Below are 26,878 nucleotides of genomic sequence, written 5' to 3'. Positions count from 1 at the left end.
ACCGCGAATATCCGACCCGCCCACCCGGGTGCCGCCCGGTGCGGGGAGCACCGGTCCGGACGCATCCTGATGGTCGGATGGGTGGTGCGGGATGCGGATCTATTACCGGGACGCGGACATCACGGTGGCCGCGTCGGGCGTCCGGGTGGGCGGGCGGACATATCCGCTGGCCGACATCGAGCGGGCCTGGCGGGAGGCGCGGCGCGCGGCCGGCCCCAAGGCCCGGCTGGCCTGGGTGGTGCTGCTGGTCGCGGTGGCCGTCGAGGCGTCGATCTGGCTGACCACCCGCTGGTTGTGGGCCGGTCGCGGTCTGCTCCTGGTCGCGGGGGTTCTTCTGGTACGGGTGATCGCGCACCTGGCAGCCGGCTCGTCGGGCCTGCAGGCGATGGAGGACATCCGTCGTTACGGCCGGCTCCAGGAACTGTGGATCAGCGTGGCGCGCGTCCCGGTCCGGGTCCTCCGCACCGACGACGCCATCCGCTACGGCCAGGTCTGCCGAGCCCTGGCCCGGGCCCTCGCCGACCACGACGCGGCGACCCGGCCGCCACCCGAACGGGCCGATCACCGAGCATGACGCCACCCCGTGGCCGCCGCCCGCCGACTGGATCCCGCACGTCAGCCTGGCCCTCGACGTTCCACCGGACCGCCGGGAGGCAGGGGTACGTTGGTTGACTATGGACACCGGACGCACGGTGGTCACCGCGTACGCCCTGCGCAGGTGGACACTCGTGCTCGCGCTCGCCCTGGGGCTGATCACGGTGCCGGTGGTCCGCGACGCCTGGCCGGTCCACGCCGCCACGCTCGACCCGGCCCGGATCCTCGGTTCCGCGGCCCGGCCCTACCACGGTTACGTGCAGAGCAGCGGCCTGCTCGGCCTGCCCGCCCTCCCCCGGCTGCAGCAGGTCACCGATCTGCTCAGCGGCACCACCGAGATGCGCGCCTGGTTCGCCGCACCGGACCGCTGGCGGGTGGACGTGCTCGGCCCGGGCACCGAGACCGACTTCTACCGCACCCCGGAGGCCGAGTTCACCTGGGACTACGGTGACAACCAGCTGACCCGGATCACCGGCGAGCCACCGGTCCGGCTGCCCCGCGCCGCCGACCTCACCCCGCCCGAGCTGGTCCGCCGGATCCTGGGCGCCGCGGGCGGCGACCGCGTCGAGCCGCTGCCCGCCAAGCGCGTCGCCGGGATCGCGGCCGCCGGTCTGCGGCTGATCCCGTCCGGTCCGGACACCACTGTCGCGCACGTCGATGTCTGGGCCGACCCGCAGGGGCTCCCGCTGCAGGCCGAGATCACCGCGAAGGGCGGCGCCCGCCCGGTCTTCGTCACCCGCTTCCTGGAAATCCACTTCGGCACCCCGGACGAGCGATCGCTGACCCCGCCCGCGCCGCGACCGGGTATCGGTTACACCGAGACCGAAGCCCCCGACCTCTTCCGTACGCTCGGCCAGCGGCGCCCCGCCACCCTGCCGGACACCCTCGCCGGCCACCTCCTGACCCACGCCACGCCGGTGGCCGCGCGGTACGGCTCCGGCCTCACCGCCTTCGTGGCAATCGTCCTGCCGGACCGGCTCGGTGCCGCCGCCTACCGGCAGATCAGCGCGTACGGCCAGCCGCTGCCCGGCGGTGACGCCGCGACGATCACCACCGGGCTGCTCAACCTGCTCGCCGTGCGCGCCGACGACCACACCCTGCTGGTCGCCGGGCTGGTCGGCCCGGGCCTGCTGAAACGGGTCGCCACCGAGGTCCGCCGATGATCGTCACCCACGATCTCACCAAACGCTACGGCCGGGTCGTCGCCGTCGACGCCGTCGAACTGGACGTGCGTGAGGGCGACCGCTACGGCCTGCTCGGCCCGAACGGCTCCGGCAAGACGACGCTGGTCCGGATGCTGCTCGGCCTGGTCTTCGCCACCCGCGGCACGATCGAGGTGCTCGGCCGGCCCATCCCGCGACGCGCACACGACGTGCTGCCCGACATCGGCGCGCTGGTCGAGGGCCCGGCCGCCTACTCGCACCTGTCCGGCCGCGCCAACCTGGCCCTGTTCGACGCGGCCGGCCCGGGCGGCCGGCGGGGCCGAGGGAGGCGGGTCGCCGAGGCCCTCGAACGGGTCGGCCTGGCCGGCATCGACCGCCGACCGGTGCGCGCCTACTCGCTCGGCATGCGGCAGCGGCTCGGCCTGGCCGGCGCCCTGCTGCGCCGCCCCCGGCTGCTGATCCTGGACGAGCCGACCAACGGCCTCGACCCGCGCGGCATCCGGGAGATCCGCGACCTGCTCACCGAGCTCAACCGGGACGGCACCACGGTCTTCCTCTCCAGCCATCTGCTCGCCGAGATCGACGCGCTCTGCACCCGGGTCGGGGTGATGGACCGCGGCCGCCTGGTGCTGCAGGACGACCTGGGCCGGCTGCGCGCCCCGACCGGGCGGGTCACCGTCGGCACCCCGTCCCCGGAACGGGTGGTGGCGCTGCTCGACGGCCGGGTCGAGCACCGCGACGGTCAGACCCTGACGGTCCGGCACGACGACCCGGGCGCGCTCAACGCCGAGCTGGTCGCGGCCGGCGTCACGGTCACCGCCATCGGCGCCGAGCGGCGCACCCTCGAACAGGTGGTCCTGGCAGCGACCACCACCAGCGCCGACCGGGTGGAGGTCGCCGGATGATCCGGGTCGAACTGGCGAAACTCTTCCGGCGCCCACGGACGTACGTGATCGCCGGCCTGCTCTGCGCGCTCCCGCTCATCGTCGCGATCTTCCTGGCCACCACCCGGATCCCGCCGCCGCCCGGGCAGGGTGGCGCGTTCCTGTCCGCGGTGCTCAGCAACGGCGCGCTCTACCCGGCCGCGGCGATGGCCCTGGTCCTGCCGATCTTCCTGCCGGTGTCGGTGGCGGTGCTGGCCGGCGACGCGGTGGCCGGCGAGGCGTCCGCCGGCACCCTGCGCTACCTGCTGATCCGCCCGGTCGGCCGGACCCGCCTGCTGGTCGCGAAGCTCGTCGCGCTGGTGACCTTCGTCCTCTTCGCGATCCTCACGGTGGTGCTCACGGCGTACCTCAGCGGGGTCTTGCTCTTCGGGGTGTCGACCAGCGCGGCGGGCGTGACGCTGCCACCGGACGTGACGTCGCTGTCCGGTGTCACGATCAGCCCGGCCGGTCTGGCGCTGCGCCTGCTCGGCACCGTCGGCTACATCGTGATCTCGATGCTCGGCGTCGCCGCGATCGCCCTGTTCCTGTCCACTGTCACCGACTCCGCGCTCGGCGCCGCGATGGGCGCGCTCGCCGTCCTGGTCACCAGCCAGGTCCTGGTCACCCTGGACGCGGCCGCGGCGATCCGCCCCTATCTGCCGACCCGCTACTGGCTGGCCTGGATCGACTTCTTCCGCGACCCGGTGCTGTGGCGCGACATCGAGCGCGGTGCCGGCATCCAGCTGGTCTATCTGGTGGTGCTGCTCGGCGCCGCCTGGGCAAACTTCCTCACCAAGGACATCACCACCTGATTTCGGTACGCCCGCAGCCCGCTCCCACCCCGTCATGGCCCCGTCCCAGCCGCGGCCCCGAGTCACCAGCCCCGGCTGGCGCTGACGGTGGTCTCCGAGCCCGCAACACCACCCTCAACACCAGCCACACCACCACGGGCTGGCACTGACGGTGGTCTCCCAGCCCGCGACACCACCCTGAACACCAGCCACACCGGCACGGGCTGGCACTCACGGTGGTCTCCCGGCCCGGGACACCACGCTGGGGGCCAGCCGGGGTCGGGGCCGGCGGGCGGGGCTGGTCAGGTGGGGCAGGTGGTCGGGGTGGTCAGCGGATCGGGGCCGAGGGCGGCCAGCACCAGCGCGGTCACCCCGGGATCGGTGGGCAGCTCCCCGTGCGCCACCCGCGCCGACGGGCAGAGCCGCTGCAACGGCAGGTTCATCGCACCGTCGAGGCGGGCCGAGTCCGGCGGCTGCACCGTCTCGTCGTTCTCCGTCCAGATCGACAACCACGGCAGGCCGTCGGGCAGCGGCTCGTCGAGATCGCGCAGCAGGTCGCTGCCGGGCGCGAGTTGCCGGCAGGCCCGGGGGCAGGCGCCCGGTGCCAGCGCCACGCCCAGCCCGGCCAGCCGGGCGCCGTGCAGCGGCGAGCCGAGCGTCACCACCCGGCGGGCCACCGCGGCGCCGTCGTGCCGGTCCACCCACAGCCGGGTCACCACGCCACCCGCCGAGTAGCCGACCACGTCCACCGAGGGCGCCCCGGCCCGCAGCGCGTCGCGCACCGCCGCGTCCAGCACCGCGGCCTGGTCCAGCAGGTCGCCGTCGCCGTCCCCGGGCAGCGTCAGAACCCGGGCGGTGCGCCCGGTGTCCTCGATCCGCTGGGCGAGCCGGGTCAGCGCGGTCCGGCCGCCGCCGTAACCCGGCACCAGCAGCACGGTGCCCGGCCGGGCCTGGTCCGGGCGGGTCCCGGCGCCGGCGCCGCGCCATCGGACCAGCAGGCCGGCCACCACCGCGGCCACCACCAGGCAGGCAACGCCGAGCAACAGAACCCGCCGTCGTGGTGACACCCCTCCATCATGCCCGGAAGCCATGCCCGGAAGCGCCCGGCCGTTTCCCTTGTCCCGTACGACGCGATGCCGATGATCGGGCCATGACCGAACAGGCGGACCGCTTCACGCTGACCATCGGACCCGACGGGCGCGGACTGCTCACCCTGGCGCTGCGGCGTCTCCCCCGGGCGGACGCCGACGGGTACGCCCGCGCGCAGCGCTACTGGGCGTGCACCCCGGCGGCCGGGCGGCCCCGCTGGCTCGCGCTCTCCGGCGGCCCGGACATCCTGCAGCGTCCCGGCGAACTCGCCGAGGACCCGCGGGAGGCGGCCGAAGCGCACGCCGCCGCCGCGGCCTACGTGCCCGGCGTCGCCTGCTCCTGGTGCGGGGACCGGTGGTGGAAGCCGATGAACCGGGAAGTGGTCTCCCGGTACGTGCTCACCGGGCTCACCGGCGGCTGCCTGACCTGCCGGCAGCAACCGGCCGTCGCCGCACCGCCCGCGGCGGCTCCCCGGCCGGCGCCGGCCCCGGCCGACCTCGCGCCCGCGCAGACCGCCGAGGCACGGATCCTGCCCGCCGTGACGGTGCGGGTGGACGGCGCGGCCGCGGCCATGCTGTGGTCCGCCACCGGCGGGGACACCCAGACGATGTCGTCGCTGGTCACCGACCTGATCTCGCGCAACTTCGGCATTCCCCGGGTGGGTGGCGCCCTGCGGTGACCGGCGCCGGGATCAGGCCCCGTCGAGCAGGCCGAGGCCCAGGTCGGTCAGGGTGTGCCGGACGGTGTTGCGGTGCCGGTGGCTGACCACCAGGCCCGCCTCGCGCAGGACCGTCGCGTGCTGGCTGGCGCCGCCGGGTGAGATGCCGATCCGCTGGGCGAGCTCCGATGTCGTACAGCCGCCGGCGATCACCCGCAGCGCGGCGGCCCGGGTCCCGCCGAGCAGCCCGGCCAGGGCCCGCTCGCCGGTCTCGCCCGGGCGGTGCCACAGCCGCATCGCGGCCCGGGGGTCGAGGCTCACCGGGTAGAGCAGCACGGCCGGCTCGTCGTTCCACGGCGTGAAGAGGCCCGGATCGGCGTTGCTGAACAGCGATGGGGCCAGCACCAGGCCGCGGCCGCGCAGGTGCACGTCGGTGACGGTGCCGGCGCCCTGCCGGTTGACTCCCAGATAGCCGGGCACCTCCAGCACCGGCGCCCGCCAGTGCAGGGTGGGCGCCATCCCGGCGAGCATCGCGTCCAGCCCGTGCGTGGCCATCACGTCGACCCGGGTGGCCCGCTCGTTGTCGAGCACGGCCCGGATCCGCTGCCAGTACGGCCGGATCGCCAGCGCGTGATACTCGTCCAGGGCGCTGGTCAGCCGTTCCCGCGCGGCCCGGTCGCCGTGCGCGAAGTCGCCGATCCAGCCGGCCGGGACGCCGGCCACCTCGGGAGCGAAACCGAACTCGTGCCGCAGCGGCCCGGCCGGCGCCCGGCACAGCCGATCGACCGCCTCGGTGTGTTCGTCCGCCGGCCCGACCAGGGTGAACAGGTCGACCAGGCCGGCCGCCGGCGCCAGGTAGCGGGCCAGGTCCGCGACATCCGGGGACAGCGCCCGGACGCCGGCCACGGTCGGCGCCCGCCAGCTGTCGAACCAGCTCGGGTGTCCTGGCCGCTGCAACCGATGGAGGCTGAGTTGCAGCTCGGCGAGCGGGCCCAGCACGACCACCCGGACCTTCATGGCGTCCGCGACCGTGAAGTGGATGCGCAGCACCCTCTCATCCTGGCGTCCACTGTGGTGTTTTAGCCAGGACGGAATGTGGTTGATCGGCCGGGGCGCCGGGACGAGGCTGAGCGAGTAGGTCATCGGGGGCGTGGCAGGTGGTGGGCGACCCGTCGCCCACCACCCTCGTAGACTGCCCCGCGTGACCACCGCCCCCACTCCGGTCGATGTCGCCTTCGCCCTGCTGCGCGAGGGTCGCCTGGTCGACGCCGAGAACGTGATGGCCCGCGAGTTGCAGACCGTCACCGAGCGGCACGGCGCCGGCAGCCCCGCCTGGGCGTCCGCCCAGTGCGATCTGGGCAACGTGCTGCTCAACGCCGACCAGCTGGACCGCGCCATCGAGTGCTTCCGGCAGGCCGCCGGCGCGCCGCCGGTGGACCACGAGTCGCACAAGGACCAGCTGACCTACCGGCTGAACCTGGGCATGGCGCTGCGCTTCGCCGGCCGGCTCGACGAGGCCGAGCACGAGCTGCGGCAGGGCGTCCGGGAGCGGCTCGCGTTCTACGGCCGGGAGCACGCCGGGTACGCGTTCGGCCTGGAGCCCCTCGCCGACCTGCTGCTGCACCGGGGCCACCTCGCCGAGGCCCGGCAGGTCGTCGAGGAGGCCGTGCGGAACCTGTGGAGCAACGGTCACGAGCGGGTCGCCTCCGCGCTGGCGCTGCGGGCCGTGGTGGTGCACGCCTCCGACTCCACCGACCCGGTCTTCGTCGGCCTGGCCGAGCTGCCCGACGAGGTGGTCGAGCAGATCGCGCACGTCGTCCTGCAGGCCGTCGACCACGGCGACCCGGCCTCGAAGGATCTGGTCGCGCTGCTGATCGCGGCGGTCGAGGAGCGCCTCGGCCCGGACCACCAGGCCACTCTGAACGCGTTGTCGGTGCTCGCCAACCTGGGGCAGGACCTGGGCGACCAGGCCGGCCGGGTGGCGGCGATCGAGCGGGTGCTGGCCTCCTACGACCGGCAGGGCCGCCAGGAGGAGGCGGTGATGGCGGCGCTCGGGCTGGCGATGGCCCAGGGCGACGCCGGCGACCCGGCCGGGGCGCTGGAGACGTACCGGGCGGCGTACTCGCGGGCCGAGCGGGTCGGCCGCCCCGAGCTGCAGAGCCAGGTGCTGCGGAACTGGGGCATCGCGCTGCGCGACGCCGGCCAGCCGGGGCCGGCCGAGCAGCGGCTGACCGAGGCGGTGGCGCAGGCCCGCCGCGGCGCCGACCACGAGACGGTCGGCCGGGCCGGGGTGGCGCTCGGGCTGTTCCTGCAGCACGAGGAGCGGCTGCCGGAGGCCCGCACGGTGCTGGAGGAGACCCTGCCGCTGCTCGGCCCGGCCCACCCCGACGCGATAGTCGGGCGCAGCCATCTCGGCGCGGTCCGGGAGGGACGCACGTGCGGCTGCGGCGACATGGCCGGCACGATCGCCGAGGCGTTCCGCGAGTTCGTGCTGACCCGGCTGCCGGCCGACCTGCTCGCCGCCCTGGACGTGGCGATCGTCGACGACGACTTCAAAGTCAACGTCGAGCTCAAGCGCGAGCCGTCCGAGGCCGAGCTGGAACGCCTCAACGCCGTCTTCCAATCCGCGCACGCCGAGTTCCGCCGCCGTCTCACCGAGCCGCGCTACGCCGGATGACGCCCGGGGAGGTGGCCGTCCTGCTCGGCGGCGGGCTGGTCGCCGGTGCCATCAACGCGATCGCCGGCGGCGGCTCACTGATCACCTTTCCGCTGCTGGTCGGGCTGGGCCTGCCCGGGGTCGCGGCGAACGTCAGCAACGCGCTGTCGGTGGCTCCGGGCTACGCCGCGAGCGCCGTCGGCAGCCGCCCCGACCTGGCCGGCCAGGGCCGGCGGATCCGCGCGCTGATCCCGGTGGCGGTGCTCGGCACGCTCGGCGGCAGCGCGCTGCTGCTGTTCACGCCGCGCTCGGTGTTCGACGTGGTGGTGCCGTTCCTGTTGCTCGCGGCCGCCGGCATGATGGCCTTCCAGAACCGGCTGCGCGCCCTGGCCGGCCAGCCGAGACAGCGTCAGGCGGCGTTCCGTTTCCGCCTCGCGGTGCTGCTCTGCGGCCTGTACGGCGGCTATTTCAACGCCGCGATGGGTGTGCTGCTGATCGCCGGGCTGGCCCTGGTCCTGGACGACACGCTGCAGCGCGTCAGTGCCCTGAAGAACGTCTTCTCCGCCGTCGTCGGCGGCACCACGGTACTGATCTACAGCATCTTCGGCCCGGTGAACTGGGCGGTCGTCGCCGTCCTCGCCCCGGCCACGGTCGTCGGCGGCTTCTTCGGCGCGCGCCTGGCCCGTCGCCTGCCGTCCGAGGTCCTGCGCTGGACGATCGTCGTCTTCGCCACCGTCGTCGCGGTGGTCCTGTTCCGCACCTGAGCGGGTCGCGGTCCGCCGCCCGCTCGCGCGTCGACCCGTTTCCGGTACGCCGTGCGGCGCCCGGACGCCGCCGGCCGGGGACCGTGCTCCCGTCGTACCGTAAGCCTGGCTCCGGCGGTCAGCTCGAACCGCGGACCGTGAGCGAGGTCGGCAACCGGCCCGGACGCCGGGCGGCGACCGCCCGGACCCGGTCCCGGGACTCCGCCGAGATGCCGTACGCACCGTTGATCGCGCGCGACGCGGTGGCCCGCGAGACGCCGGCCACCCGCGCCACGTCGGCCAGGGTCGGACGCTGCTTGGTCATAGTCGTGACGATAACGTCCATCGACGTGGCCGAGGGTGCCCGCGGTGGCGGTCATCCCGGCGGGACATTCGAGCCGATCTTGACGGTCAGCAGGATCTCGGCGCCTGACCCGACGGTGCCGCGATCCGGTTTCTGGCCGATGACCCACTGGTGGTAAGCGGTGTATCCGGACGGGTTCGGCGGAGTTTTGTCGAACTTGACCTTGATGCCCGAGTGCAGGAACCGGTACTGCTCCTCGGTGACCACGATGCCCCGGGAGTCCCCTTCCTCGGCGGCCAGCGCCTCGGCCCGGAAGCTCGGGTAGTCGCGCGGCCGGTCGGCCGCGGCCACCATGATCGCGTGGGCGCGGAGGCCCACCAGCGACACCACCGCGATGTTGTCCCTGGGCCGGGGCACCGGCAGGACGTACTTGGCCACCTCGGCCTGGGTGAACCGACACGCCGAGGCGTCCCGTGAGCAGGCGGAGGCGTCGGTGGCCAGGCTGTTCAGCTGATCGACGACATCGTTGTAGGTCTTGGTGAGCTCGGGCTTGCCGACCTCGGATCCGTCGACGTTCATGAAGTCCTGCGGATTCGCCAGGATGTATCTGATGTCGTCGCGCAGCTTCAGGAACTCGAGCCGCTTCCTCGCGAGGTCGGCGAGCACGTCGGACTGCTTCTGGTTCTGGTAGAAGTCGAAGTCGTCGGTGGGCAGCCGCAGCGCCTCATACGCCTCCAGCTTGACCCGGTAGGGATAGGGCTTCTCGCGCACCAGCTGGGGGAAGGCCCTCGCGGTTTCCTTCACCGCCTCCAGATCCAGGTCCGCGTGGGTGACCGCCCCCTGGCGGAACTCGACCAGTCGCACCTCGACCCGGTTGTGCGAGTCCTTCGACTTGGCATCGATGCTGACGTTCAGTTCCGCCGACGTGATCACGCCGTTGAAGGCCGCGTGCACCTGGGCGGCCATCTCCTCGCGCTGCTCCTCGCTGGTCGCGGTGATCTGGTACGTGGCGAAGAACTCGCCGCCGTAGGAGACCCCGGAGATCCAGTAGTCGCCGAACCGCTCGTGGAACCGCGTGCTGTTCCGCGTCTTGAGCAGCTCGGTGGCGTCCTGGTGCAACACCGGCTCGTCGAACTGCTGGAACGAGTCGTCCACCCGGACCCAGATCACGACATACATCGAGTAGGTGGACGAGTCGAACTCCCGCGTGTACTTCATCTTCGCGCTCGCCGACGCGGTCAGGTAACTGGCGGACACGTCGACGTCGACCCCGAACGACTGATGGAGCTCGCTGACCTCGGTGATCGAGTCGATGCCGGACGCCACCCCCTGCCCCTCGCGGGGCTGGCCGACGGTGCCCACGACGGCCGGCGAGGCGGAGGGGCCGGCGGTGAACTTGTTGTAGCCGAATCCCAGCTTGCGGTCTTCTTTGCGTTCGATGTACTCACCGGCGAGATCGTCAGGCATGGTGCACTCCTCTCGGCGGACCGGCCGACGCGTCAGCCGGTCCCGCGGACGCACTCGACGGGCTCCGCGGCCGGGCGTCAGCCCCGAGACCGGTTCGAGCAGCCCTGTTCCAGTGCCGCGATGCCGACTTTCCTCACGTTCGGCAGGCCCGTCAATCGGTCGATGAGGCCACCTCCACGACCGCCGATCGACGTCGCGGCCGCTCCCGGAGTGCCGGTGGGCGCGCACCCACCGGCGACCGGACCGCCGGCGGATGCGACTAGCTAGTTCGTGAGAGTTCCCCGCAGCAGGCTGTGCCCGGAGTGCGCGGCGTCGCCGTCGTGCGGCTCGTCGCTGACGTCGACCAGCCGGTAGCGGTGCAGATCGGTGCCCGGCGGCACCGGCAGCAGCGCGTCCGCCCGATCGGTCAGGTTGCCGAGGGCCACCATCTTCGTCAGGTCGTCCGGGTCGATCAGCCACACCTCGTGGAAGCCGGTGGTCAGCGGCAGGTTCCGCACGTCGATGCGCAGCTGCCCGTCGGCCAGCACCTGGACGTCGCCGCCGGCCACATCCGGCACGGCGGGCAGCGGGCTCAGCGTCGCCCGGGCGGTCACCTGCTCGGCCGGCGGCCGGGACAGGAACCTGTCGACCACCACCGTGCCGGCCACCGCCAGCACCACGGCGGCCGCGGCCAGGAGCACCGGCAGTCTCCGCCGGAACCGGCCACGCCGGCCGGCCAGGTCGGTGACCGGTGCCGGCCGCCGCGCGGGCCCGCTGACGTCCGCCTCGATGGCCCGCCAGATCCGCTCCGGCGGGGGCGGCAGGTCACGCAGCTCCTCGGCCTCGGCGCCGAGGTCGGCCACCGTCCGCAGCGCCTCGAAGTCGTGCCGGCAGCCGGCACAACCCATCAGGTGTTCCGCCTCGCTCGCCTCGGTCTCCTCCTCAGAGAGCGCGAGAAGGACCAGCCGATCGGGATCCACGTGCTGCACCGTCCACCTCCCAACGACGTCGCAGGTTCGCCATACCGCGCCGGATATGACTCTTGACCGTACCGAGCGGCAGCCCGGTGACCGCCGCTATCTGGGGATGCGTGAGATCGTCGAAGAACGCCAGCTCCAGCGTGCGGCGTTGCTCGTCGGGCAGCCGGCTCAGCTCGTCGGCGACCACGAGACGGTCGACGACGCGTTCCGGCGTCTCCCGCTCGTCCGAGGAGGTGAGCTGCGCCCGTACCGTCGCGGTCAGGCGGTCGTCACGCGCCACGGACCGCAGGCGGTCGACGGCCTTGCGCCGCGCGATGCCGAGCAGCCAGCTCAGCAGCGTGCCGCGCTGCGGATCGAACGTGTCCCGTCCCGCCCAGGCCGCCACAAAGGTCAGCTGGGTGACGTCCTCCGCGTCCGACCGGTTGGCCAGCAGGCGCTGCGCCAGGTAGAGCACGGCCGCGCCGTGCCGGTCATAGCCGGTCCGCAGGGCTTTCTCGTCGCCGTCGCGCCATCGCTCGGCGAGCTCGTCGTCGGAACTCAATCGACCTCCCTTCCGCGCACAGGTTCTCCCGGGTGATTCGCTCCGCGCGACCCCCGTGGATGCACCCGGGCGGCGGGATTTCTCAGGCGAGGCGGTGCTGCTCCCGGCGGCGCGCGTGGACGGCGACGGGTTGCTGGACGGCGGGGACCACGGTGCTGAACGCGTACGCCAGACCGAGCTTTTCCATCACCCGCGCGGACCGCAGGTTGTCGAGATGCCGGATGCTGATCAGGCGGTCGAGCTCGCACTCGCGGAAGGCGAAGTCGAGGGCCGCGGTGGCGGCCTCGGTAGCGAATCCGTGCCCCCAGAAACGGCGGCCCAGCCGCCAGCCGATCTCCACGGCCGGCAGCACCTCGGGCAGGAACTCCGGAATCGCCATCCCGGCAAATCCGGCGAGCTCACCGGTGGCGGCGAGCTCCACGGCGAACAGGCCGAAACCGTGCTCCGCCCAGCTCCTGGACCATTTCGCCAGGTTCTCCGCGGTGGTGGCGCGATCGCGCACCGAACCGTCCGCGATGTAGCGCATCACCTCCGGATCGCCATTGATCTCGGCCATCGGGTCGAGATCGTCGGCACGCCAGCCGCGCAGGATCAAGCGGTCCGTTCGCAGAATCACAGTCATTTTCGGTACGACCTCAAGCGCCTCGATCGGCCTTCGTCACCGTGTCATCCTGCACCAGACCGGTCCCGGGCAGCGGACGGACGCCTGTGGCGATCAGCACAGCGACGGTGAGCAGCGCGGCCACCACGATCAGGGCACGCAGCACGCCGACCCGGTCACCCAGGAAACCGACCGTCGGCGGCCCGCCGAGGAAGGCGCAGTAACCGATCGAGGCGATCACGCTCACCCGGGCGGCGGCCATCCGCGGATCGTCGCCGCCGGCGCTCATCCCGACCGGGAAGCCGAGCGAGGCGCCCAGGCCCCAGAGCAGCGTGCCGAGGTAGGCGTAGGCCGGCGCGGGGCCGAACACGAACAGCGCCACCCCGGCGATGCCGATCAGCGCCAGCACCCGGACCACCGGGGTACGCCCGTAGCGGTCCAGCAGCCCGGGGCCGAACCAGCGGCCGACGGTCATCGCGGTCAGGAAGCCGGCGAAGGCGAGGGTGCCGAGCGCCGGCGAGACGTGGTACCCGTCGATGGCGGCCACGCTGATCCAGTCGTTGCCGACGCCCTCGGTGAACGCGAACGCCAGCACGAACAGCCCGATCAGCAGGGTGCGCGGCTCCCGCCACGCGGTCAGCGCGCCGGTCCGCCGCGGCTCCCCCTCGACGGCCGGGCCGGCCGGGTCCCGGTCCGCGACGAAGCGCCGCGCCTGCCCGGTCACCCCGGCCACCACCAGCAGCGCCACCCCGATCAGGTGGGCGGCCACCGACACGTGTGCGGCGACCATGCCGGCGCCGACCAGCGCGCCGGCGACCGTGCCGAGGCTGAACCCGGCGTGGAACCGCGACATGATCGACTTGCCGAGGCGGCGTTCGACGACGGTGCCCTGCACGTTCATCGCCACGTCCCAGGCGCCGTTGGCGAATCCGAGCAGGAACAGCCCGATCACCACCGGCAGCACCCCGGCGAGCGAGCCGAGCGCCGCGGTGGTCAGGCCGACGCCGAGCAGCACCGCCATCGACATCACCGTGCGCGACGAGCCGATCCGGGTCACCACCGGGCCGGCCAGCGGCAGGGCCAGCAGCGAGCCGGCCGCTATCGCGAGCAGCACCAGGCCGAGCGCCGCCGCGTCCAGGCCGAGCTGGTCGCGGACCTGCGGGATGCGCGAGGCCCAGCTGGCGAACGCGAAGCCCGAGCCGATGAACGCGGCGTAGGTGGCAGTGGTCGCGGCTCGTACCGCGGCCGGGAGGGGTGAGCCGGTGGCGTGTTCGCGCATGTGTACGAGCGTACATAACATGCGTACGCTCGTACATAGCGCTGCCCGCGACGGAAAGCTCAGGGCGCGCCCGGGCCGGCCGATGGGAGGGGCTGGATCTGGGGAGGTGGCATGGCGATCGGCGCGCGGACCCTCCGCCCGGATCCGGTGTTGCTGCTGCTGGTCGTGCTGACCGTCGCCGCCGTGCCGGGATTCGGGCTCAGCGGCGCACCGGCACGCGTGCTGCTGCCGCTCTACTGGGCGATGCTGCTGCTCTTCCAGGCCGCGTTCGCGGCGATCGCCGTCCGGCTGTCCCGCCGCGGCGAGACGAATCCGGCCGGCCGGCGGTTCTGGCGGCACGGCGCGCTCGCCTTCGCCGTCCTCGCGCTGGGCAACGTGGTGCAGGTGGTCCAGGTCGTCACCGGCCCGCTCGACCATGCCGCGTACATGGGGTCCAGTTTCCTGCTGGGCACCATCGTGCTCGGCGCCGTGCTGCTCAGCGCCGGCCTGCTGCGCCACCCGAACCGGGTCGAGCGCACCTCGCACGGCCGGGCCCGGTTACGGCTGGACACCGCGACCGTGGTGGCCGGCGCGGCCACCTTCGCCATGCTGGTGGTGCAGCCGCCGACCGGCTCCGGCGCCGCCCGGTTGCTGGGGTTCGGGCTCACCATCCTGGCCCAGCCGATCCTCTTCCTGCTGCTGATCTTCGGCGTGGTGCGGCTGGCGTACGGCGGGCCCAGCCCGTTCAGCCGGCGGATCGGCCTGCTCCTCGGGGTCGCCGCCGTCATCCAGGCGGTCACCCAGGCCGTCCCGGAGACGCTCTACCTGCCGGCCGGCCGGCCGGACTTCGCCCTGTACGGCGCCAGCGTGATCGGCTGCGGGCTGGCCGCGATCGGCGCCCGCCTGCAGGACCGGGCCGCGACCACACCCGGCGCCGCCTCCGAGGCTCGGCCCGAACATCCGTTCAGCCGTCTTCCGTACGCCGCGATGGCCGCCACCTGGGCCCTGTCCGGCGTGATCCTCGTCGGGCAGGGTCTGACCTGGCGCAGCTGGGCGGTGCTGGTCGGTACCGCGCTCACCACGGTGCTCATCGTCTGCCGGCAGCTGCTCGCCTTCGGGCACATCAACCAGCTGCTGCGCGAACGCGACGAGCTGACCGCCCGGCTGACCGACCTGGCCTTCCACGACGGGCTGACCGGCCTGGTCAACCGGACCGGCTTCCTGCGGGCCCTGACCGACAGCCTCTACTCGGGCCGGCCGACCACCGTGCTGCTGATCGACCTGGACCGGTTCAAGCCGGTCAACGACACCTTCGGGCACGCCGCCGGCGACCGCCTGCTGGTCGAGGTGGCCGCCCGGCTGCGCGGCCGGATCGGGGACGGCGACACGGCGGCCCGGCTGGGCGGCGACGAGTTCGCCGTGCTCGCCACCGGGCTGACCGGGACGGCGGCGGCCACGCTCGCCGCCCAGGTACGGGACGCGCTGTCCGGCACGGTCGGGGTCGGCACGGCCGAGCTGCCGCTGAGCGCCAGCGTGGGGGTGGCCACCGGCACCGGCGCCGACTTCGACCCGGACGCCCTGCTGCACGCCGCCGACATGGACATGTACCGGCACAAGAACGCCGCCCGCGCGGTCCCGGCCGCGATACCGCGACCGGGTCGTCAGCGCACGTCGACGTAGCGGATCTCGATCGTGTTGTTGCCGTAGCCCAGCCGGTTCCACGGCGGCACGTCGCCGGCCGCGCCGCGACACGACACCTCATCCGGGACGGATGACCAACCGCCGCCGATAAATGGCTGGACGGGCGGTGCGGTGGGTGGATAGCCTGCCGTCGGCCGTGGCACGACTGGAGGAGGTGAGCACCGTGAACGATGTTTCGATGTGGGTGCTCCCCTCGTCGTCACGGTTCGGCGACCTGACGTAGGTGTCGCCTCGGAGCCCCTCATCCAGGTTCTCCGGAAAGGCGACACCATCATGGAATCCGCATATCTGACAGCGGTCACCCAGGTCTCGGAGCGGCACTGGCACGCTCTGGACGACGATCGGGTGGTCGGCCGGGGTGAGGTCTCGCACCGGCCGGACGGCCGCCGGTTCCTCAGCGTGGACACCTGGCAGGGCAGCGTCTTCGACCGGCTGGCCGAGGCGATGCTCGCCCGGCTGCCGAGGCCTCTGTACACCGTCGTGGACGAGGCCGACGTCGACCTGCTGTCCGGCTGGGAGCGGCTGGGCTTCGCTCCCCGGCGCCGCGAATGGGAATACGTCATCCCCACCGATCCGCAGCTCACCGGGCTCGGCCCGGCTCAGCTCGCCGGGGTGACCGTCCTGCCGGCCGGGGCGGCCGACGAGGGCGCGCTCGGTGATCTGTACCGGGCCGTCCGCGCCGAAGTCGACGCCACACTCGGCTGGCACAACATGCCGGCCGAGGTGCTGTCCCGGCCGGACGGCAGCCCCCTGCTGGACCCGGCGCGCTTCACCGTGGCCGTCGAATCCGGCGGATACGTGGGACTGGCCCGGGTGGCCCCGCTCCCCCGGCAGCCACGGATCGGCTTGATCGCGGTCCGGGCCGACCGGCGCCGCCGGGGGATCGCCCGGGCGCTGCTGGCCGAGGTGCTCGGCGCGGCCCACCAGCGCGGGATCCCGACCGCGTCGGCGGACGTCCACCAGTCCAACCACCCGGCGATCGCGCTCCTGGAGGGAGCCGGCGCCCGGCGGGCGGGCAGCAACCTCGAGCTGGTGCTGCGATGACCAGGGAGAACGGCGGCATCCAGCTGGAGGGCACGGTGGTCGAGTGCCTGCGCAACGCCACCTTCCGCGTCGACCTGCCGAACGGCCACCAGGTGCTGGCCCACATCAGCGGCAAGATCCGGAAGAACTACATCAAGATCCTTCCTTTCGATCGGGTCCTGGTGGAGGTCTCGCCCTATGACCTGACCAGGGGCCGGATCCTCTACCGATACCGCAACTGACCGGCCGGCGCGGCTGACAGCCCATTGTCAGCCGCGCCCACCCGGCACCCGCCGCACCGCACCCGCCGCCCAGCACCCGCTGCCCACCACTCGCCGCCCTGCACCCGCTGCACGGCACCGGCCGCCCACCACTCGCCGCGCGGCACCGGCCGCACGGCACTCGCCGCACCGTACCCGTCGCCCACCACTCGCCGCACCGCACTCGCCGCCCAGCACCCGCCGCACCGCACTCGCCGCTCAGCACCCGCCGTACGGCACCGGCCGCACCGCACTCGCCGCCCAGCACCCGCCGCGGCACCGAACGCCCCCTCAGTCGGGCGCGGCACCTCCGGAGCGGCACCCGCGCGGCTCCGTCACCCCCGCCAGCGGAGCACCTCCAGGGCCGCGCCGACCGCCAGCACGTTGTCGGCGAGCGGCTGCGGGAGCAGTTTGTCGGCGCGGGCCAGGCGGCGCAGCACCGTGTTGCGGTGGGTGAAGAGCCGTTCCGCGGTGCGGCTCATGCTGCACTGCTCGCGCAGGTAGGTGGCGACCGTCTCGCGGGTCTCCACGTCGGCGTGGCGCAGGTCGCCGAGCGTGTCGGCGAGGAACTCGTCGGTCTGCGCCGGCTCGGCGGTGAGCAGCGCGACCAGTTGGATCTCGGTGTACCGGGCGACCCGCTGCGGCGAGGTGAGCCGCATCAGCATCCGCTGGGTGGCCACCGCGTCGAGGTGGCTGCGCCGGAACCCGGCGACGTCCGCGCCGGGGCGGCCGATCGCGACCCGCACCTCCGGGTCCTCCCCGTCCGGGATGATCACCGCGCCGACCGGCAACCACAGCCACAGCACCCCAGCGCCGGCCACGATCGTCAGCCGGTGCGCCGCGCCGCTGCTGCGCATCAGCGCCTCGGCCGCCGCCTCCAGCCGGTCCGGGGCGGACGTCGCGGTGGTCCAGACGATCGCCGCGGTGTGCGGCCCGGTCAGCCGGTAGCCCAGCTGCGCCTCGGCCCGGGTCCGGCTGATCGGCGCGCCCTCCAGCAGCAGGGTCACCGCCGCCCGCCGCTCGGCGTGCGCGCCCCGGGTCAGCTCGGCCCGCTCGGCCTCCATCCGGGCGGACACCGCGGCGATGGTGTCCTCGATGAACGTCGAGATCGACAGGCTGGAGATGTCGAGCAGCGCCCGCAGGTCGTCCGGTTCGGCGTCCAGCGTGAAGCAGATCTCCATCCACTGCCGCCAAGCCACGCTCTGCCCGGTCCGGTACGAATCCAGCGCCCGCTGGTCCAGCCCCCGGCGGACCAGGTCGCGTGCGGTGTCGAGCACCTCCGGCCCGAGATTGGCCGGCACCCGGGCGCCCGGGTTGCGGACGTTCGCCGCGATCCACTGCCGCAGGTTCGCCACGTTGGCCCGGCGCACCGCGGCCACCAGCACCGGGTCCTCGGCGACCGGCCGCATCCGCTCGCCGCTGAGCGACGCCCGGTGCAGGCCCTCGATCCAGTCGGCGGGCGGCTCCAGGGCGGTCTCGGCACCCCGCCGGAACAGCTCCGCGACGCGGGGCGAGATCTCGGGCCATGCGGCACTCTGCACCATCTCGTGATGATGATGGTGCGTTTCGCGCTAGCGCAACACCGGCTGGACACCGATTCTTTACTGCGTGACCACCGTTGAACACCTGGATGTGCTGATCGTCGGCGCCGGGATCTCCGGCATCGGCGCCGGGCGATACCTGAAGACCGAGCTGCCGGGCAAGTCCTTCGCCATCCTGGAGGCACGCGGAGCGTCCGGCGGCACCTGGGACCTGTTCCGCTATCCCGGCATCCGCTCGGACTCCGACCTGCACACTTTCGGTTACGAATTCAAGCCGTGGCGAGACGAGCAGTCGATCGCCGACGCGCCACGAATCCTGTCTTACCTGCGCGAGACGATCACCGAGAACGGCCTGGACGCGCATCTCCGCTTCCACCACAGGGTGCTGGCGGTCTCCTGGTCGACCGAGCGGGCTCGCTGGACCGTCGAGGTGGAACGCGCCGACACCGGCGAGCGGATCACGCTGACCTGCGGCTGGATCTTCTCGGCCAGCGGCTATTACCGGTACGACGAGGGCTTCACCCCGGATTTCGCCGGCCGCGAGGAATTCGGCGGGCTCGTCGTGCACCCGCAGCACTGGCCGGCGGACCTCGATCACCGCGGCAAGCGAGTCGTGGTGATCGGCAGCGGCGCCACCGCCGTCACCATCGTCCCGGCGATGGCCGGCGACGCCGCGCACGTCACCATGCTGCAGCGGACCCCGACGTACATCATGCCGGTGGGCCGGAAGGACCCGATCGCCAACGCGCTGAAGAGGTACCTCGGGCCGGAACGCGGTTACGCCTGGACCCGTCGCAAGAACATCGCGCAGCAGAAGGCGATCTGGTCCTTCTGCCAGCGTTATCCGAAGGCGGCCCGCAAGGTGATCCGCTGGGTAAACACCCGGCAGTTGCCGGCCGGTTTCCCGGTGGACGAGCATTTCAACCCTCCTTACGACCCGTGGGACCAGCGGCTGTGCGCGGTCCCGGACGGCGACCTGTTCAAGGCGATCCGCCGCGGGCAGGCGTCGGTGGTCACCGACCGGATCGCCCGTTTCACCGCGACCGGCGTGCTCCTCGAGTCGGGCAAGCACCTGGACGCGGACATCGTGGTGACCGCCACCGGACTGAACGTGCAGGCGTTCGGCGGGGTCCCGGTCACCGTCGACGACCGGCCGGTGGCGCTCCCCGACACCGTCTCCTACAAGGGGATGATGTTGTCCGGGGTGCCGAACTTCGCCTACGCCATCGGGTACACCAACTCGTCGTGGACATTGAAGATCGGCCTCCTCTGCGAGCACTTCTGCCGGCTGCTGAAGCACATGGAAGCCCAGGGGTACGACATCTGCCGCCCCGAGGTGGCCGACCCGGACATGCCGACCCGTCCGTTCCTGGATTTCGGCGCCGGATACATCCAGCGGGTAGTCGACCAGCTGCCCCGGCAGGGCTCCCGGATGCCGTGGCTGACCTCGATGGACTACCAGTCCGACGTGAAGTTGCTGCGCGCCGACGACGTCACGGACCGTGAGCTCCACTTCGAACGTGTGTCCGTCCTCACTCAGGGAGATTCGCTGTGAAAGGCAAAGTCGCCGTGATCACCGGTGCCGGTTCCGGCATCGGCCGCGCCCTCGCCCTGGAACTCGCCCGCCGCGGTGCCCGGCTGGCCCTCAGCGACGTCAGCGACGCCGGGCTGGCCGAGACCGCCGAGCAGGTGAAGGCCCTCGGGGCCGAGGTGCACACCGCGCACCTGGACGTCACCGACCGGGCGGCCGTGGAGGCTTACGCGGGCACCGTCGCCGATCACTACGGCGTGGTCCACCAGATCTACAACAACGCCGGGATCAGCGGTGGCGGCCGCACCATCCTGGACAGCGACTGGGCCGCCATCGACAAGACCCTGGCGGTCAACCTGTTCGGCGTCATCCACGGCACCAAGGCGTTCCTGCCGCACCTGATCGCCTCCGGCGACGGTCACGTCGTCAACATCTCCAGCCTCAACGGGTTCCTGGCGCAGCCCACGCTCGGCGCGTACTGCGCGAGCAAGTTCGGGGTGCGCGGGTTCACCGAGGTGCTCCGCACCGAGATGATCAACGGCGGTCATCCGGTCAAGGTCACCGTGGTGCACCCGGGCGGCGTGAGGACCGACATCGCCTCGGCGACGCTGCGCATGGCGCAGACCGAGGGCTACGAGGTCTCCGCCGCGGAGCAAGCCCGGATGCGCACCTACAACGAGAAACTGCTCAAGATGCCCGCCGAGCAGGCCGCCCGGATCATCGCCGACGGCGTACGGAAGGGCGCGCCGCGCATCCGCGTCGGCAACGACGCGAAAATGGCCGACCGCCTGGTCCGCTTCCTGCCCCGCTACTACCCGAAGTTCGTCGTCGGCCTGGAACGCCGCCTGTTCGGCAAGGCCTGATCTTCACCAGTGGCACGTCTCCTCACGAAAGGCCTCAGCATGCGGATCGCCGTCACCGGAGGCACCGGCAAACTCGGCCGTGCCGTAGTCGCCGATCTGCGGGAACACGGCAACGAGGTGATCAATCTGGATGCCGCGGCGCAGCGCCCGGACATCCGGATCGACCTCACCGATTACGGGCAGACGATCGAGGCGCTCACCGCGATCGACGACCGATACGACCACATCGACGCGGTCGTCCACCTCGCGGCCATTCCGGCGCCCGGCCTGACCGCGAACGCCGCCACGTTCCAGAACAACATCACCGCCACGTACAACGTCTTCGCCGCCGCCAAGGCCGCCCGGATCACCAACGTGGTCTGGGCGTCCAGCGAGACGCTGCTCGGCATCCCGTTCGACACGCCGCCGCCGTACATCCCGCTGGACGAGGAGTACCCGGCGCGTCCCGAGTCCCGGTACGCCCTGGTGAAGCACCTCGAGGAGGAGATGGCCGCGCAGTTCTGCCGGTGGGATCCGAGCCTGAAGATGATCGGGCTGCGCTTCTCGAACGTCATGGAGCCGGCGGACTACGCGGAGTTCCCGTCCTTCGACGACGACCCTCACCTGCGGAAATGGAACCTGTGGGGTTACATCGACGCCCGTGACGGCGCGCAGGCGGTCCGCAAGGCCCTCGCCTATCCGGCGACCGGCGTGGAGATCTTCATCATCGCCAACGCCGACACGGTGATGAGCCGATCGTCGGCGAGTCTCGCGGCCGAGGTCTATCCGGATGTTCCAGTGACGAAGGAGCTGGGCGAGCACGAGACCCTGCTCTCCATCGACAAGGCGCGCCGACTGCTCGGTTACCAACCGGAGCACACCTGGCGCTGATCACGACGCCGGCGCCAGCACGATGTCGAAGCGCACCCTGCTCCACGGACGGTCGCCGAGGTCGCGGCCGTCCGGGGCGGGTGTGCCGGGCGGCTGCGCACGGAACTCCCGCACCAGCGCCTGGGTCAGCTGCCTCAGCCGCTCGACGGACGGGCAGCGACGGGGTCAGGCCGGGATCGTAGATCACCGTGCGTAGCAACACCCGCGGGCCGGTGCCGGTGGTCTTGCGACCGCTCTCGGTCAAGCCCACACCGGGGTGGCCTCCGACCCGGCATGAGTGGTCGGCACCGCGACGATCGGGCGACCCGAACACCACCCGCTGCGGGAACGTCTCATGCGTGAAGGTGAGACTCATGGCACCACATTCTCGCCGGGTATCAGCGGCCCGGCTGCCCGGCGAACCCGTCGACGACCCGGGGGCCGGCCCCACCGGGCTGGCCGGGCGGGGACTTCGGGCGTACCGGAAATCGCCTGGCGGAAGGTGCGGCGCGCCTCGCGCGTGCCGGCGATCCTGTTCAGCCGCGGCCGGACTCGGAGCTGCGGATCACGATGTCGGCGACCTGGCGGACCGCGGGTGAGCTCTCGCCGGACCGGGTGGCGATCGCCAGGTCGATGGTGGGGGCGTCGGTGAGCAGCACGTAGGCGACACCCTCCAGGTCGAGGCTACGGACCGCCTCCGGGACCAGGGCGACGCCGAGGCCGGCGGCGACGAAGACGACGAGCGTCGCGGTCTCCCCCACCTCCATGATCGAAGCCGGTCGGAAACCGGCGGCGGCGCAGGCGGCCAGGACGTGCTCGTGCACCGATGAGCGATGGCCGGAGAAGTGCATGACGAACGGGTCGGCGGCGAGCTCGGACAGGTCGATCCGCTCGCGGTCGGCGAGGTCGTGCCAGTCGGGCAGGACGGCGATCAGGCGCTCCGAGCGCAGCACCCGGACGTCGATCTCCGTGCGGATCAGGCCGTCCGGGCGCAGGACGACCAGGTCATAGGTGCCGTCGAGCAGGCCGTCGAGCAGCGCCGGGCTGAGCAGCTCGCCGTGCAGCTCCAGGCGGACGTCCGGGAGCAGGCGGCGGACCTCGCGGGTGGCCTGCGGCAACAGGTCGTAGGTGGCGGTGCCGATGAAGCCGACCGACACCCGGCCGGCCTGGCCGGCGGCGACCATCGACATGTCGGTGGCGGCCCGCTCGACCGAGCCGAGCACCGCCCGCGCGTGCTCGGCGAAGCGCTGGCCGGCCTCGGTCAGCTCGACCCGGCGGGTGGTGCGGCTGACCAGCTCGACGCCGAACTCCCGCTCCAGCTGCTTGATCTGCTGGGAGAGGGCCGGTTGGGCGATGTGCAGGCGCTCGGCGGCGCGGCCGAAGTGCCGCTCCTCGGCCAGCGCCGCGAACGACCGGAGGTGCCGCAGTTCCATGCATCGAGGTTATCAATCGAGTCCGATTCAGTATTGGCCTTGATCGGTGCGGCGGGCCTAGGTTTGACGCATGACTTCCGCCTACCTCTACGCCGCGGTCCGCACCCCGTTCGGCCGTTTCGGCGGCGCCCTCGCCGAGGTCCGCCCGGACGACCTGGCCGCGACCGCGCTGCGCGGCGTGCTGGCCACAGCGCCAAGCCTGGATCCGGCCGCCATCGGTGACGTGGTGTGGGGTTGTGCCAACCAGGCGGGTGAGGACAACCGCAACGTCGGCCGGATGGCTGTGCTGCTCGCCGGCCTGCCGGTGTCGGTGCCGGCCACCACGGTCAACCGGTTGTGCGGCTCGTCGCTGGACGCGGCGATCATCGGATCGCGGACCATCGAGTCCGGTGACGCCGACGTGGTGGTGGCCGGCGGTGTCGAGTCGATGACCCGCGCCCCGTGGGTGCTGCCGAAACCGTCGCGCGCCTTCCCGGCCGGCAACGTGACGGCGGTGTCGACGACGCTGGGCTGGCGGCTCATCAACGAGAACATGCCGACGGAGTGGACGATCTCGCTCGGCGAGTGCAACGAGCTGCTCGGCGAGAAGTTCTCGATCTCCCGGGAGCGGCAGGACGAGTTCGCGGCGCGCTCACACAACCTCGCCGCCCAGGCCTGGGATGACGGTTTCTACCAGGACCTGGTGGTCCCGGTCGGCGACCTGTCCCGCGACGAGGGCATCCGGCCGGGTTCGTCGGCGGCGAAACTCGCTGGCCTCAAGCCATCGTTCCGGGCCGGCGGCACCATCACGGCCGGCAACGCGTCGCCGCTCAACGACGGTGCCTCCGCGATCCTGCTGGGCAGCGAGGCGGCCGCCGAGCGGATCGGCACCGCCCCGATCGCCCGGATCGCCGGGCGCGGCGTCTCCGCCATCGAGCCGCAACTGTTCGGGTACGCGCCGGTCGAGGCCGCCGAGCGGGCCCTGACCCGGGCCGGCATCACCTGGGACGACGTCACCGCCGTCGAGCTGAACGAGGCGTTCGCGGTGCAGTCGCTCGCCTGTGTCGACGCGTGGAACATCGACCCGGAGATGGTCAACGCCAAGGGCGGGGCGATCGCCATCGGTCACCCGCTCGGCGCGTCCGGCGGGCGGATCCTGGGCACGCTGGCCGCCCGCCTCAAGGAGTCCGGCGGCCGCTGGGGCGTCGCGGCGATCTGCATCGGCGTCGGCCAGGCCCTGGCCGTGGTCCTGGAGAATGTGGGATGACCGCGAAGATCTGTGACAGCACAGCCGAGGCGGTCGCCGGGATCCGGGACGGGTCGACCGTGCTGATCGGCGGGTTCGGGATGGCCGGGATGCCGGTTGACCTGATCGACGCGCTGATCGAGCAGGGCGCCACCGACCTCACCGTGGTGTCGAACAACGCCGGCAACGGCGACACCGGGCTCGCCGCCCTGCTGGCCAAGGGCCGGGTACGCAAAATGATCTGCTCGTTCCCGCGGCAGACGGACTCCTGGGTGTTCGACGGTCTCTACCGGGCCGGGCGGATCGAGCTCGAGGTGGTGCCGCAGGGCAACCTGGCCGAGCGGATGCGCGCGGCCGGGGCCGGCATCGGCGCGTTCTACTGCCCGACCGGGGTGGGCACGCCGCTCGCCGAGGGCAAGGAGACCCGGGTCATCGACGGGCGCACCTACGTCCTGGAGTTCCCGATCAAGGGCGACGTCGCGCTGATCGGGGCGTACCGGTCGGACCGGATGGGCAACCTGGTCTACCGCAAGACCGCCCGCAACTTCGGCCCGGTGATGGCGACCGCCGGATCGCTGGTGATCGCCCAGGTCCACGAGGTCGTCGAAACCGGCACGCTCGACCCGGAAGTGATCGTGACCCCGAGCATCTACGTCGACCGGGTGGTGGCGGCATGAGCCTGGACAAGCATGAGATGGCGGCGCTGGTGGCCCGCGACATCGAGCCCGGCTCGTTCGTGAACCTGGGGATCGGGCAGCCGACTCTGGTCGCCGACCACCTGCCGGCCGACGCGGGCATCGTCCTGCACACCGAGAACGGCATGCTCAACATGGGTCCGGCCGCAGTCGGTGACCAGATCGACCCCGACCTGACCAACGCCGGGAAGGTTCCGGTGACCGAGCTGCCCGGGTCGGCGTATTTCCACCACGCCGACTCGTTCGCGATGATGCGCGGCGGGCACCTCGACGTGTGCGTGCTCGGCGCGTTCCAGGTGTCGGCGGCCGGCGACCTGGCGAACTGGCACACCGGGGAGCCGGACGCGATCCCGGCGGTCGGCGGGGCGATGGATCTCGCGGTCGGGGCGAAGAGCGTCTACGTGATGATGACGCTGTTCACCAAGGACGGGACGCCGAAACTGGTGCCGGAGTGCACCTATCCGCTGACCGGCCTGCGGTGCATCAGCCGGGTCTACACCGACCTGGCGACCTTTCTGATCACCGAGGACGGGGTGGTGGTGCGGGAGACGTTCGGGATCTCGATCGAGGAGCTCAGCTCCCGGCTGGCGGTGCCGTTGCGCCAGGCCCAGCCGGCCTGATCGGCAACGGGCACCACCTCACGGCCGGCGGCCCGGCCGCGACAGACCGAGCCAGTGGGATCCGCAACGGGCGCATCCGACTGCTGGCGGTTCTATTCCGACAGGGCCGGCCCGCGTGATTCGCAGTGCGCGCCGAGCCTGGCCGGAAATCGGCACGAGCGGGAGCCTGCCTGGGTCCGTGACCGCCTCGGCGGGCGCCAGCGGCGGGTTGGTGAACGGCCAGAGGCCGGCCACCAGCAGGACCGGCATGGCGACGACGGCGCGCGGCGGGACGTGGGTGGGGCTGCGAGGCCGGATCAGGCGGGGAACGGGGACGGCGGGTACTGGGCTACGGCGGTTCGGAGAGTTTGTTCGGCGGCGGGTGGGGCGTTGAGGGTGTCCAGGGCCAGCAGGGCGGCGCCGGCTACCGGTGGGGTGGACAGGACGGTGATGTCGACTTGGGGGGCTTGGGTTCGGGCGCCGGCGACGACCTGGTGGTGGAGTTGAGGGTGACAGGCCTGGAGGACGGCGCCGCCCAGGACCAGCGCGTGCGGACGATCGAGGAGATCGAGGCGGGTGGCGGCGACCCGGTGCTGGGCCAGGATCTCGCCGGCCTGACGGGTGATCAGGGCGGACGCCACGTCGTCACCTGTCGCGGCCACCTCGAACAACAACGGCGACAGCTCCGGGATCCGGGTCATCGGGAGATCGCCGAGGTGCAAGGCGATGCTCACCGCCTCCACGGTGGGCAGCCCGAAGTGGTCGGCGACCGCGGCGGACAGCGCCGTCGGACGGCCCCGGCCGTCCTCGCCGCGGGCGGCGGCGCGCAGCGTGTGGTCGGCCAGGTCGTGCCCGCCGCCCCAGTCGCCGGAGATCGGGCCGAGGGCGACGAAGCGGGCGGTGCGGCCGTCCGCGGCCCGGCCGACGCAGTTGTTGCCGGCGCCGCAGACCACGGCGATCGCGTCCGGCATCGAGGTGCCCGCCCGGAGCAGCGCGAAGCAGTCGTTGTCCACCAGCGTGTGCCGGGCCCAGCCCTGGGCGGCGATCGCCTCACGCAGCCGGCTCACCTCGATCGGCAGGTCGGCGCCGGCCAGGTAGACCGCGATCACCGCGATGGGTGTGTCCGGGAGCAGACCGGCCCGGGCGTGCGCCGCGGCGATCAGCTTGCCGAGCACCTCGATCGTGCCGGGCAGGCCGAGATTGTGCGGCGAGGAGGTGCCGCCTCGCACCATGGCCAGCACCCGGCCGGACGCGTCCCCGAGCAGCACGTCCGTCTTCGAGTTCCCGCCGTCGACCGCCAGGAACAGGGAGCCGCGCCCCACCGGCAACTCAGCGCCGACGCCCGCGGGCAACTCAGCGCCGACGCCCGCGGGCAACTCAGCGCCGACGCCCGCGGGCAACATAGATCCGC

The 26,878-nt window shown here is 72.6% G+C and carries 27 protein-coding genes; 16 read left to right on the top strand and 11 right to left on the bottom strand.

Annotated features, from left to right (window positions below; genetic code table 11):
- Positions 1–91 precede the first annotated feature (91 nt).
- The 4 genes from Actob_RS16495 (at position 92) to Actob_RS16480 (ending at position 3,492) form a co-directional block, all read left to right on the top strand.
- Entirely contained in the window at positions 92–574 is a 483-nt protein-coding gene (locus Actob_RS16495) for a DUF6232 family protein (RefSeq protein ID WP_284921076.1), read from the top strand.
- 100 nt (positions 575–674) lie between these two features.
- Positions 675–1,757 carry a LolA family protein gene (locus Actob_RS16490; protein ID WP_284921075.1) on the top strand — a complete coding sequence of 361 codons (1,083 nt, stop codon included), beginning with the start codon at positions 675–677 and terminating at the stop codon, positions 1,755–1,757.
- Positions 1,754–2,662 (top strand): ABC transporter ATP-binding protein, encoded by a 909-nt coding sequence (locus Actob_RS16485; protein ID WP_284921074.1) that lies wholly within the window; start codon positions 1,754–1,756, stop codon positions 2,660–2,662. The genes Actob_RS16490 and Actob_RS16485 overlap by 4 nt, the downstream gene beginning before the upstream one ends.
- Entirely contained in the window at positions 2,659–3,492 is an 834-nt protein-coding gene (locus tag Actob_RS16480) for an ABC transporter permease (protein WP_284921073.1), read from the top strand. Before Actob_RS16485 ends, Actob_RS16480 begins: the two co-directional genes overlap by 4 nt.
- 281 nt (positions 3,493–3,773) lie before the next feature.
- On the opposite strand, the gene Actob_RS16475 is transcribed toward Actob_RS16480, so the two are convergent.
- Positions 3,774–4,538, bottom strand: a complete 765-nt coding sequence (locus Actob_RS16475) for a lipase family alpha/beta hydrolase (RefSeq protein ID WP_284921072.1) — start codon at positions 4,536–4,538, stop codon at positions 3,774–3,776.
- An 83-nt stretch (positions 4,539–4,621) separates the two neighbouring features.
- Between Actob_RS16475 and Actob_RS16470 the strand changes: the two genes are divergently transcribed.
- Positions 4,622–5,239 (top strand): hypothetical protein, encoded by a 618-nt coding sequence (locus Actob_RS16470; protein ID WP_284921071.1) that lies wholly within the window; start codon positions 4,622–4,624, stop codon positions 5,237–5,239.
- 12 nt (positions 5,240–5,251) lie between these two features.
- Here Actob_RS16470 and Actob_RS16465 read toward each other — a convergent pair whose 3' ends face one another.
- Positions 5,252–6,268: an ArsR/SmtB family transcription factor gene (locus tag Actob_RS16465; RefSeq protein WP_284921070.1), complete on the bottom strand. Its 1,017-nt coding sequence runs from the start codon at positions 6,266–6,268 to the stop codon at positions 5,252–5,254.
- A 151-nt stretch (positions 6,269–6,419) separates the two neighbouring features.
- Here Actob_RS16465 and Actob_RS16460 point away from each other — a divergent pair, with 151 nt between their 5' ends.
- Together Actob_RS16460 and Actob_RS16455 are read left to right on the top strand one after the other, a co-directional pair.
- Positions 6,420–7,895, top strand: coding sequence for a tetratricopeptide repeat protein (locus Actob_RS16460; protein ID WP_284921069.1), 1,476 nt, complete (start codon positions 6,420–6,422; stop codon positions 7,893–7,895).
- Complete coding sequence (locus Actob_RS16455; protein ID WP_284921068.1) at positions 7,892–8,638, top strand: sulfite exporter TauE/SafE family protein; 747 nt, start codon at positions 7,892–7,894, stop codon at positions 8,636–8,638. Before Actob_RS16460 ends, Actob_RS16455 begins: the two co-directional genes overlap by 4 nt.
- A 118-nt stretch (positions 8,639–8,756) precedes the next feature.
- Here Actob_RS16455 and Actob_RS16450 read toward each other — a convergent pair whose 3' ends face one another.
- The 6 genes from Actob_RS16450 to Actob_RS16425 form a co-directional block, all read right to left on the bottom strand.
- Positions 8,757–8,942 (bottom strand): LacI family DNA-binding transcriptional regulator, encoded by a 186-nt coding sequence (locus tag Actob_RS16450; protein WP_284921067.1) that lies wholly within the window; start codon positions 8,940–8,942, stop codon positions 8,757–8,759.
- A 51-nt stretch (positions 8,943–8,993) separates the two neighbouring features.
- The gene (locus Actob_RS16445) at positions 8,994–10,388 is read right to left on the bottom strand and encodes a hypothetical protein (protein WP_284921066.1); all 1,395 of its coding nucleotides are present in this window, start codon (positions 10,386–10,388) and stop codon (positions 8,994–8,996) included.
- Positions 10,389–10,651: 263 nt separating this feature from the next.
- Positions 10,652–11,347, bottom strand: coding sequence for an anti-sigma factor (locus Actob_RS16440; RefSeq protein WP_284921065.1), 696 nt, complete (start codon positions 11,345–11,347; stop codon positions 10,652–10,654).
- A complete protein-coding gene (locus Actob_RS16435) occupies positions 11,310–11,888 on the bottom strand; it encodes an RNA polymerase sigma factor (protein WP_284921064.1) in 579 nt (192 codons plus the stop codon). Before Actob_RS16435 ends, Actob_RS16440 begins: the two co-directional genes overlap by 38 nt.
- An 82-nt stretch (positions 11,889–11,970) precedes the next feature.
- On the bottom strand, positions 11,971–12,504 hold the full coding sequence (locus Actob_RS16430; protein ID WP_284921063.1) for a GNAT family N-acetyltransferase: 534 nt from the start codon (positions 12,502–12,504) through the stop codon (positions 11,971–11,973).
- A gap of 19 nt (positions 12,505–12,523) precedes the next feature.
- The gene (locus Actob_RS16425) at positions 12,524–13,768 is read right to left on the bottom strand and encodes an MFS transporter (protein WP_284921062.1); all 1,245 of its coding nucleotides are present in this window, start codon (positions 13,766–13,768) and stop codon (positions 12,524–12,526) included.
- Between the two features lie 111 nt (positions 13,769–13,879).
- On the opposite strand from Actob_RS16425, the gene Actob_RS16420 reads away from it, so the two are divergent.
- From Actob_RS16420 to infA, 3 genes are all read left to right on the top strand, one after another.
- Positions 13,880–15,427, top strand: coding sequence for a GGDEF domain-containing protein (locus Actob_RS16420; RefSeq protein ID WP_284921061.1), 1,548 nt, complete (start codon positions 13,880–13,882; stop codon positions 15,425–15,427).
- A gap of 294 nt (positions 15,428–15,721) precedes the next feature.
- Entirely contained in the window at positions 15,722–16,492 is a 771-nt protein-coding gene (locus Actob_RS16415; protein WP_284921060.1) for a GNAT family N-acetyltransferase, read from the top strand.
- Positions 16,489–16,713, top strand: a complete 225-nt coding sequence (gene infA / locus Actob_RS16410) for a translation initiation factor IF-1 (protein WP_185042009.1) — start codon at positions 16,489–16,491, stop codon at positions 16,711–16,713. Before Actob_RS16415 ends, infA begins: the two co-directional genes overlap by 4 nt.
- Positions 16,714–17,066: 353 nt before the next feature.
- Here the strand turns inward: infA and Actob_RS16405 are convergent, their stop codons facing one another.
- Entirely contained in the window at positions 17,067–18,275 is a 1,209-nt protein-coding gene (locus tag Actob_RS16405; RefSeq protein ID WP_284921059.1) for a PucR family transcriptional regulator, read from the bottom strand.
- Between the two features lie 64 nt (positions 18,276–18,339).
- Between Actob_RS16405 and Actob_RS16400 the strand changes: the two genes are divergently transcribed.
- Genes Actob_RS16400 through Actob_RS16390 form a run of 3 tightly spaced genes read left to right on the top strand, consistent with a single transcriptional unit; the run spans position 18,340 to position 21,536 of the window.
- Positions 18,340–19,827: a flavin-containing monooxygenase gene (locus tag Actob_RS16400; protein WP_284921058.1), complete on the top strand. Its 1,488-nt coding sequence runs from the start codon at positions 18,340–18,342 to the stop codon at positions 19,825–19,827.
- Positions 19,824–20,666 carry an SDR family NAD(P)-dependent oxidoreductase gene (locus Actob_RS16395; protein ID WP_284921057.1) on the top strand — a complete coding sequence of 281 codons (843 nt, stop codon included), beginning with the start codon at positions 19,824–19,826 and terminating at the stop codon, positions 20,664–20,666. Before Actob_RS16400 ends, Actob_RS16395 begins: the two co-directional genes overlap by 4 nt.
- Positions 20,667–20,705: 39 nt before the next feature.
- On the top strand, positions 20,706–21,536 hold the full coding sequence (locus Actob_RS16390; RefSeq protein ID WP_284921056.1) for an NAD-dependent epimerase/dehydratase family protein: 831 nt from the start codon (positions 20,706–20,708) through the stop codon (positions 21,534–21,536).
- A gap of 515 nt (positions 21,537–22,051) precedes the next feature.
- On the opposite strand, the gene Actob_RS16385 is transcribed toward Actob_RS16390, so the two are convergent.
- Positions 22,052–22,948, bottom strand: a complete 897-nt coding sequence (locus Actob_RS16385) for a LysR substrate-binding domain-containing protein (RefSeq protein WP_284921055.1) — start codon at positions 22,946–22,948, stop codon at positions 22,052–22,054.
- Between the two features lie 70 nt (positions 22,949–23,018).
- Between Actob_RS16385 and Actob_RS16380 the strand changes: the two genes are divergently transcribed.
- From Actob_RS16380 to Actob_RS16370, 3 genes are read left to right on the top strand one after another with little or no spacing between them, the layout of a single operon-like run.
- Complete coding sequence (locus tag Actob_RS16380; protein ID WP_284921054.1) at positions 23,019–24,194, top strand: thiolase family protein; 1,176 nt, start codon at positions 23,019–23,021, stop codon at positions 24,192–24,194.
- Positions 24,191–24,850, top strand: a complete 660-nt coding sequence (locus Actob_RS16375; protein ID WP_284921053.1) for a 3-oxoacid CoA-transferase subunit A — start codon at positions 24,191–24,193, stop codon at positions 24,848–24,850. The genes Actob_RS16380 and Actob_RS16375 overlap by 4 nt, the downstream gene beginning before the upstream one ends.
- On the top strand, positions 24,847–25,488 hold the full coding sequence (locus Actob_RS16370) for a 3-oxoacid CoA-transferase subunit B (protein WP_284921052.1): 642 nt from the start codon (positions 24,847–24,849) through the stop codon (positions 25,486–25,488). The genes Actob_RS16375 and Actob_RS16370 overlap by 4 nt, the downstream gene beginning before the upstream one ends.
- A 296-nt stretch (positions 25,489–25,784) precedes the next feature.
- Here the strand turns inward: Actob_RS16370 and Actob_RS16365 are convergent, their stop codons facing one another.
- A complete protein-coding gene (locus tag Actob_RS16365) occupies positions 25,785–26,789 on the bottom strand; it encodes an N-acetylglucosamine kinase (RefSeq protein ID WP_284921051.1) in 1,005 nt (334 codons plus the stop codon).
- Positions 26,790–26,878: the final 89 nt, after the last annotated feature.

It is taken from the genome of Actinoplanes oblitus (genome assembly GCF_030252345.1).
In the GTDB taxonomy this organism is placed as follows: domain Bacteria; phylum Actinomycetota; class Actinomycetes; order Mycobacteriales; family Micromonosporaceae; genus Actinoplanes; species Actinoplanes oblitus.
This window is presented reverse-complemented; position numbering and strand designations above follow the sequence as displayed.

Excerpts from the sequence above, each read along its gene's own strand:
- Actob_RS16420 (WP_284921061.1), top strand. The coding sequence starts at position 13,880 with ATGGCGATCGGCGCGCGGACCCTCCGCCCGGATCCGGTGTTGCTGCTG.
- Actob_RS16415 (WP_284921060.1), top strand. The coding sequence starts at position 15,722 with ATGGAATCCGCATATCTGACAGCGGTCACCCAGGTCTCGGAGCGGCAC.
- Actob_RS16425 (WP_284921062.1), bottom strand. The coding sequence starts at position 13,768 with ATGCGCGAACACGCCACCGGCTCACCCCTCCCGGCCGCGGTACGAGCC.
- Actob_RS16390 (WP_284921056.1), top strand. The coding sequence starts at position 20,706 with ATGCGGATCGCCGTCACCGGAGGCACCGGCAAACTCGGCCGTGCCGTA.
- Actob_RS16380 (WP_284921054.1), top strand. The coding sequence starts at position 23,019 with ATGACTTCCGCCTACCTCTACGCCGCGGTCCGCACCCCGTTCGGCCGT.
- Actob_RS16445 (WP_284921066.1), bottom strand. The coding sequence starts at position 10,388 with ATGCCTGACGATCTCGCCGGTGAGTACATCGAACGCAAAGAAGACCGC.
- Actob_RS16455 (WP_284921068.1), top strand. The coding sequence starts at position 7,892 with ATGACGCCCGGGGAGGTGGCCGTCCTGCTCGGCGGCGGGCTGGTCGCC.
- Actob_RS16450 (WP_284921067.1), bottom strand. The coding sequence starts at position 8,942 with ATGACCAAGCAGCGTCCGACCCTGGCCGACGTGGCGCGGGTGGCCGGC.
- Actob_RS16405 (WP_284921059.1), bottom strand. The coding sequence starts at position 18,275 with ATGGTGCAGAGTGCCGCATGGCCCGAGATCTCGCCCCGCGTCGCGGAG.
- Actob_RS16490 (WP_284921075.1), top strand. The coding sequence starts at position 675 with ATGGACACCGGACGCACGGTGGTCACCGCGTACGCCCTGCGCAGGTGG.
- Actob_RS16485 (WP_284921074.1), top strand. The coding sequence starts at position 1,754 with ATGATCGTCACCCACGATCTCACCAAACGCTACGGCCGGGTCGTCGCC.
- Actob_RS16385 (WP_284921055.1), bottom strand. The coding sequence starts at position 22,948 with ATGGAACTGCGGCACCTCCGGTCGTTCGCGGCGCTGGCCGAGGAGCGG.
- infA (WP_185042009.1), top strand. The coding sequence starts at position 16,489 with ATGACCAGGGAGAACGGCGGCATCCAGCTGGAGGGCACGGTGGTCGAG.
- Actob_RS16495 (WP_284921076.1), top strand. The coding sequence starts at position 92 with ATGCGGATCTATTACCGGGACGCGGACATCACGGTGGCCGCGTCGGGC.
- Actob_RS16375 (WP_284921053.1), top strand. The coding sequence starts at position 24,191 with ATGACCGCGAAGATCTGTGACAGCACAGCCGAGGCGGTCGCCGGGATC.
- Actob_RS16480 (WP_284921073.1), top strand. The coding sequence starts at position 2,659 with ATGATCCGGGTCGAACTGGCGAAACTCTTCCGGCGCCCACGGACGTAC.
- Actob_RS16370 (WP_284921052.1), top strand. The coding sequence starts at position 24,847 with ATGAGCCTGGACAAGCATGAGATGGCGGCGCTGGTGGCCCGCGACATC.
- Actob_RS16470 (WP_284921071.1), top strand. The coding sequence starts at position 4,622 with ATGACCGAACAGGCGGACCGCTTCACGCTGACCATCGGACCCGACGGG.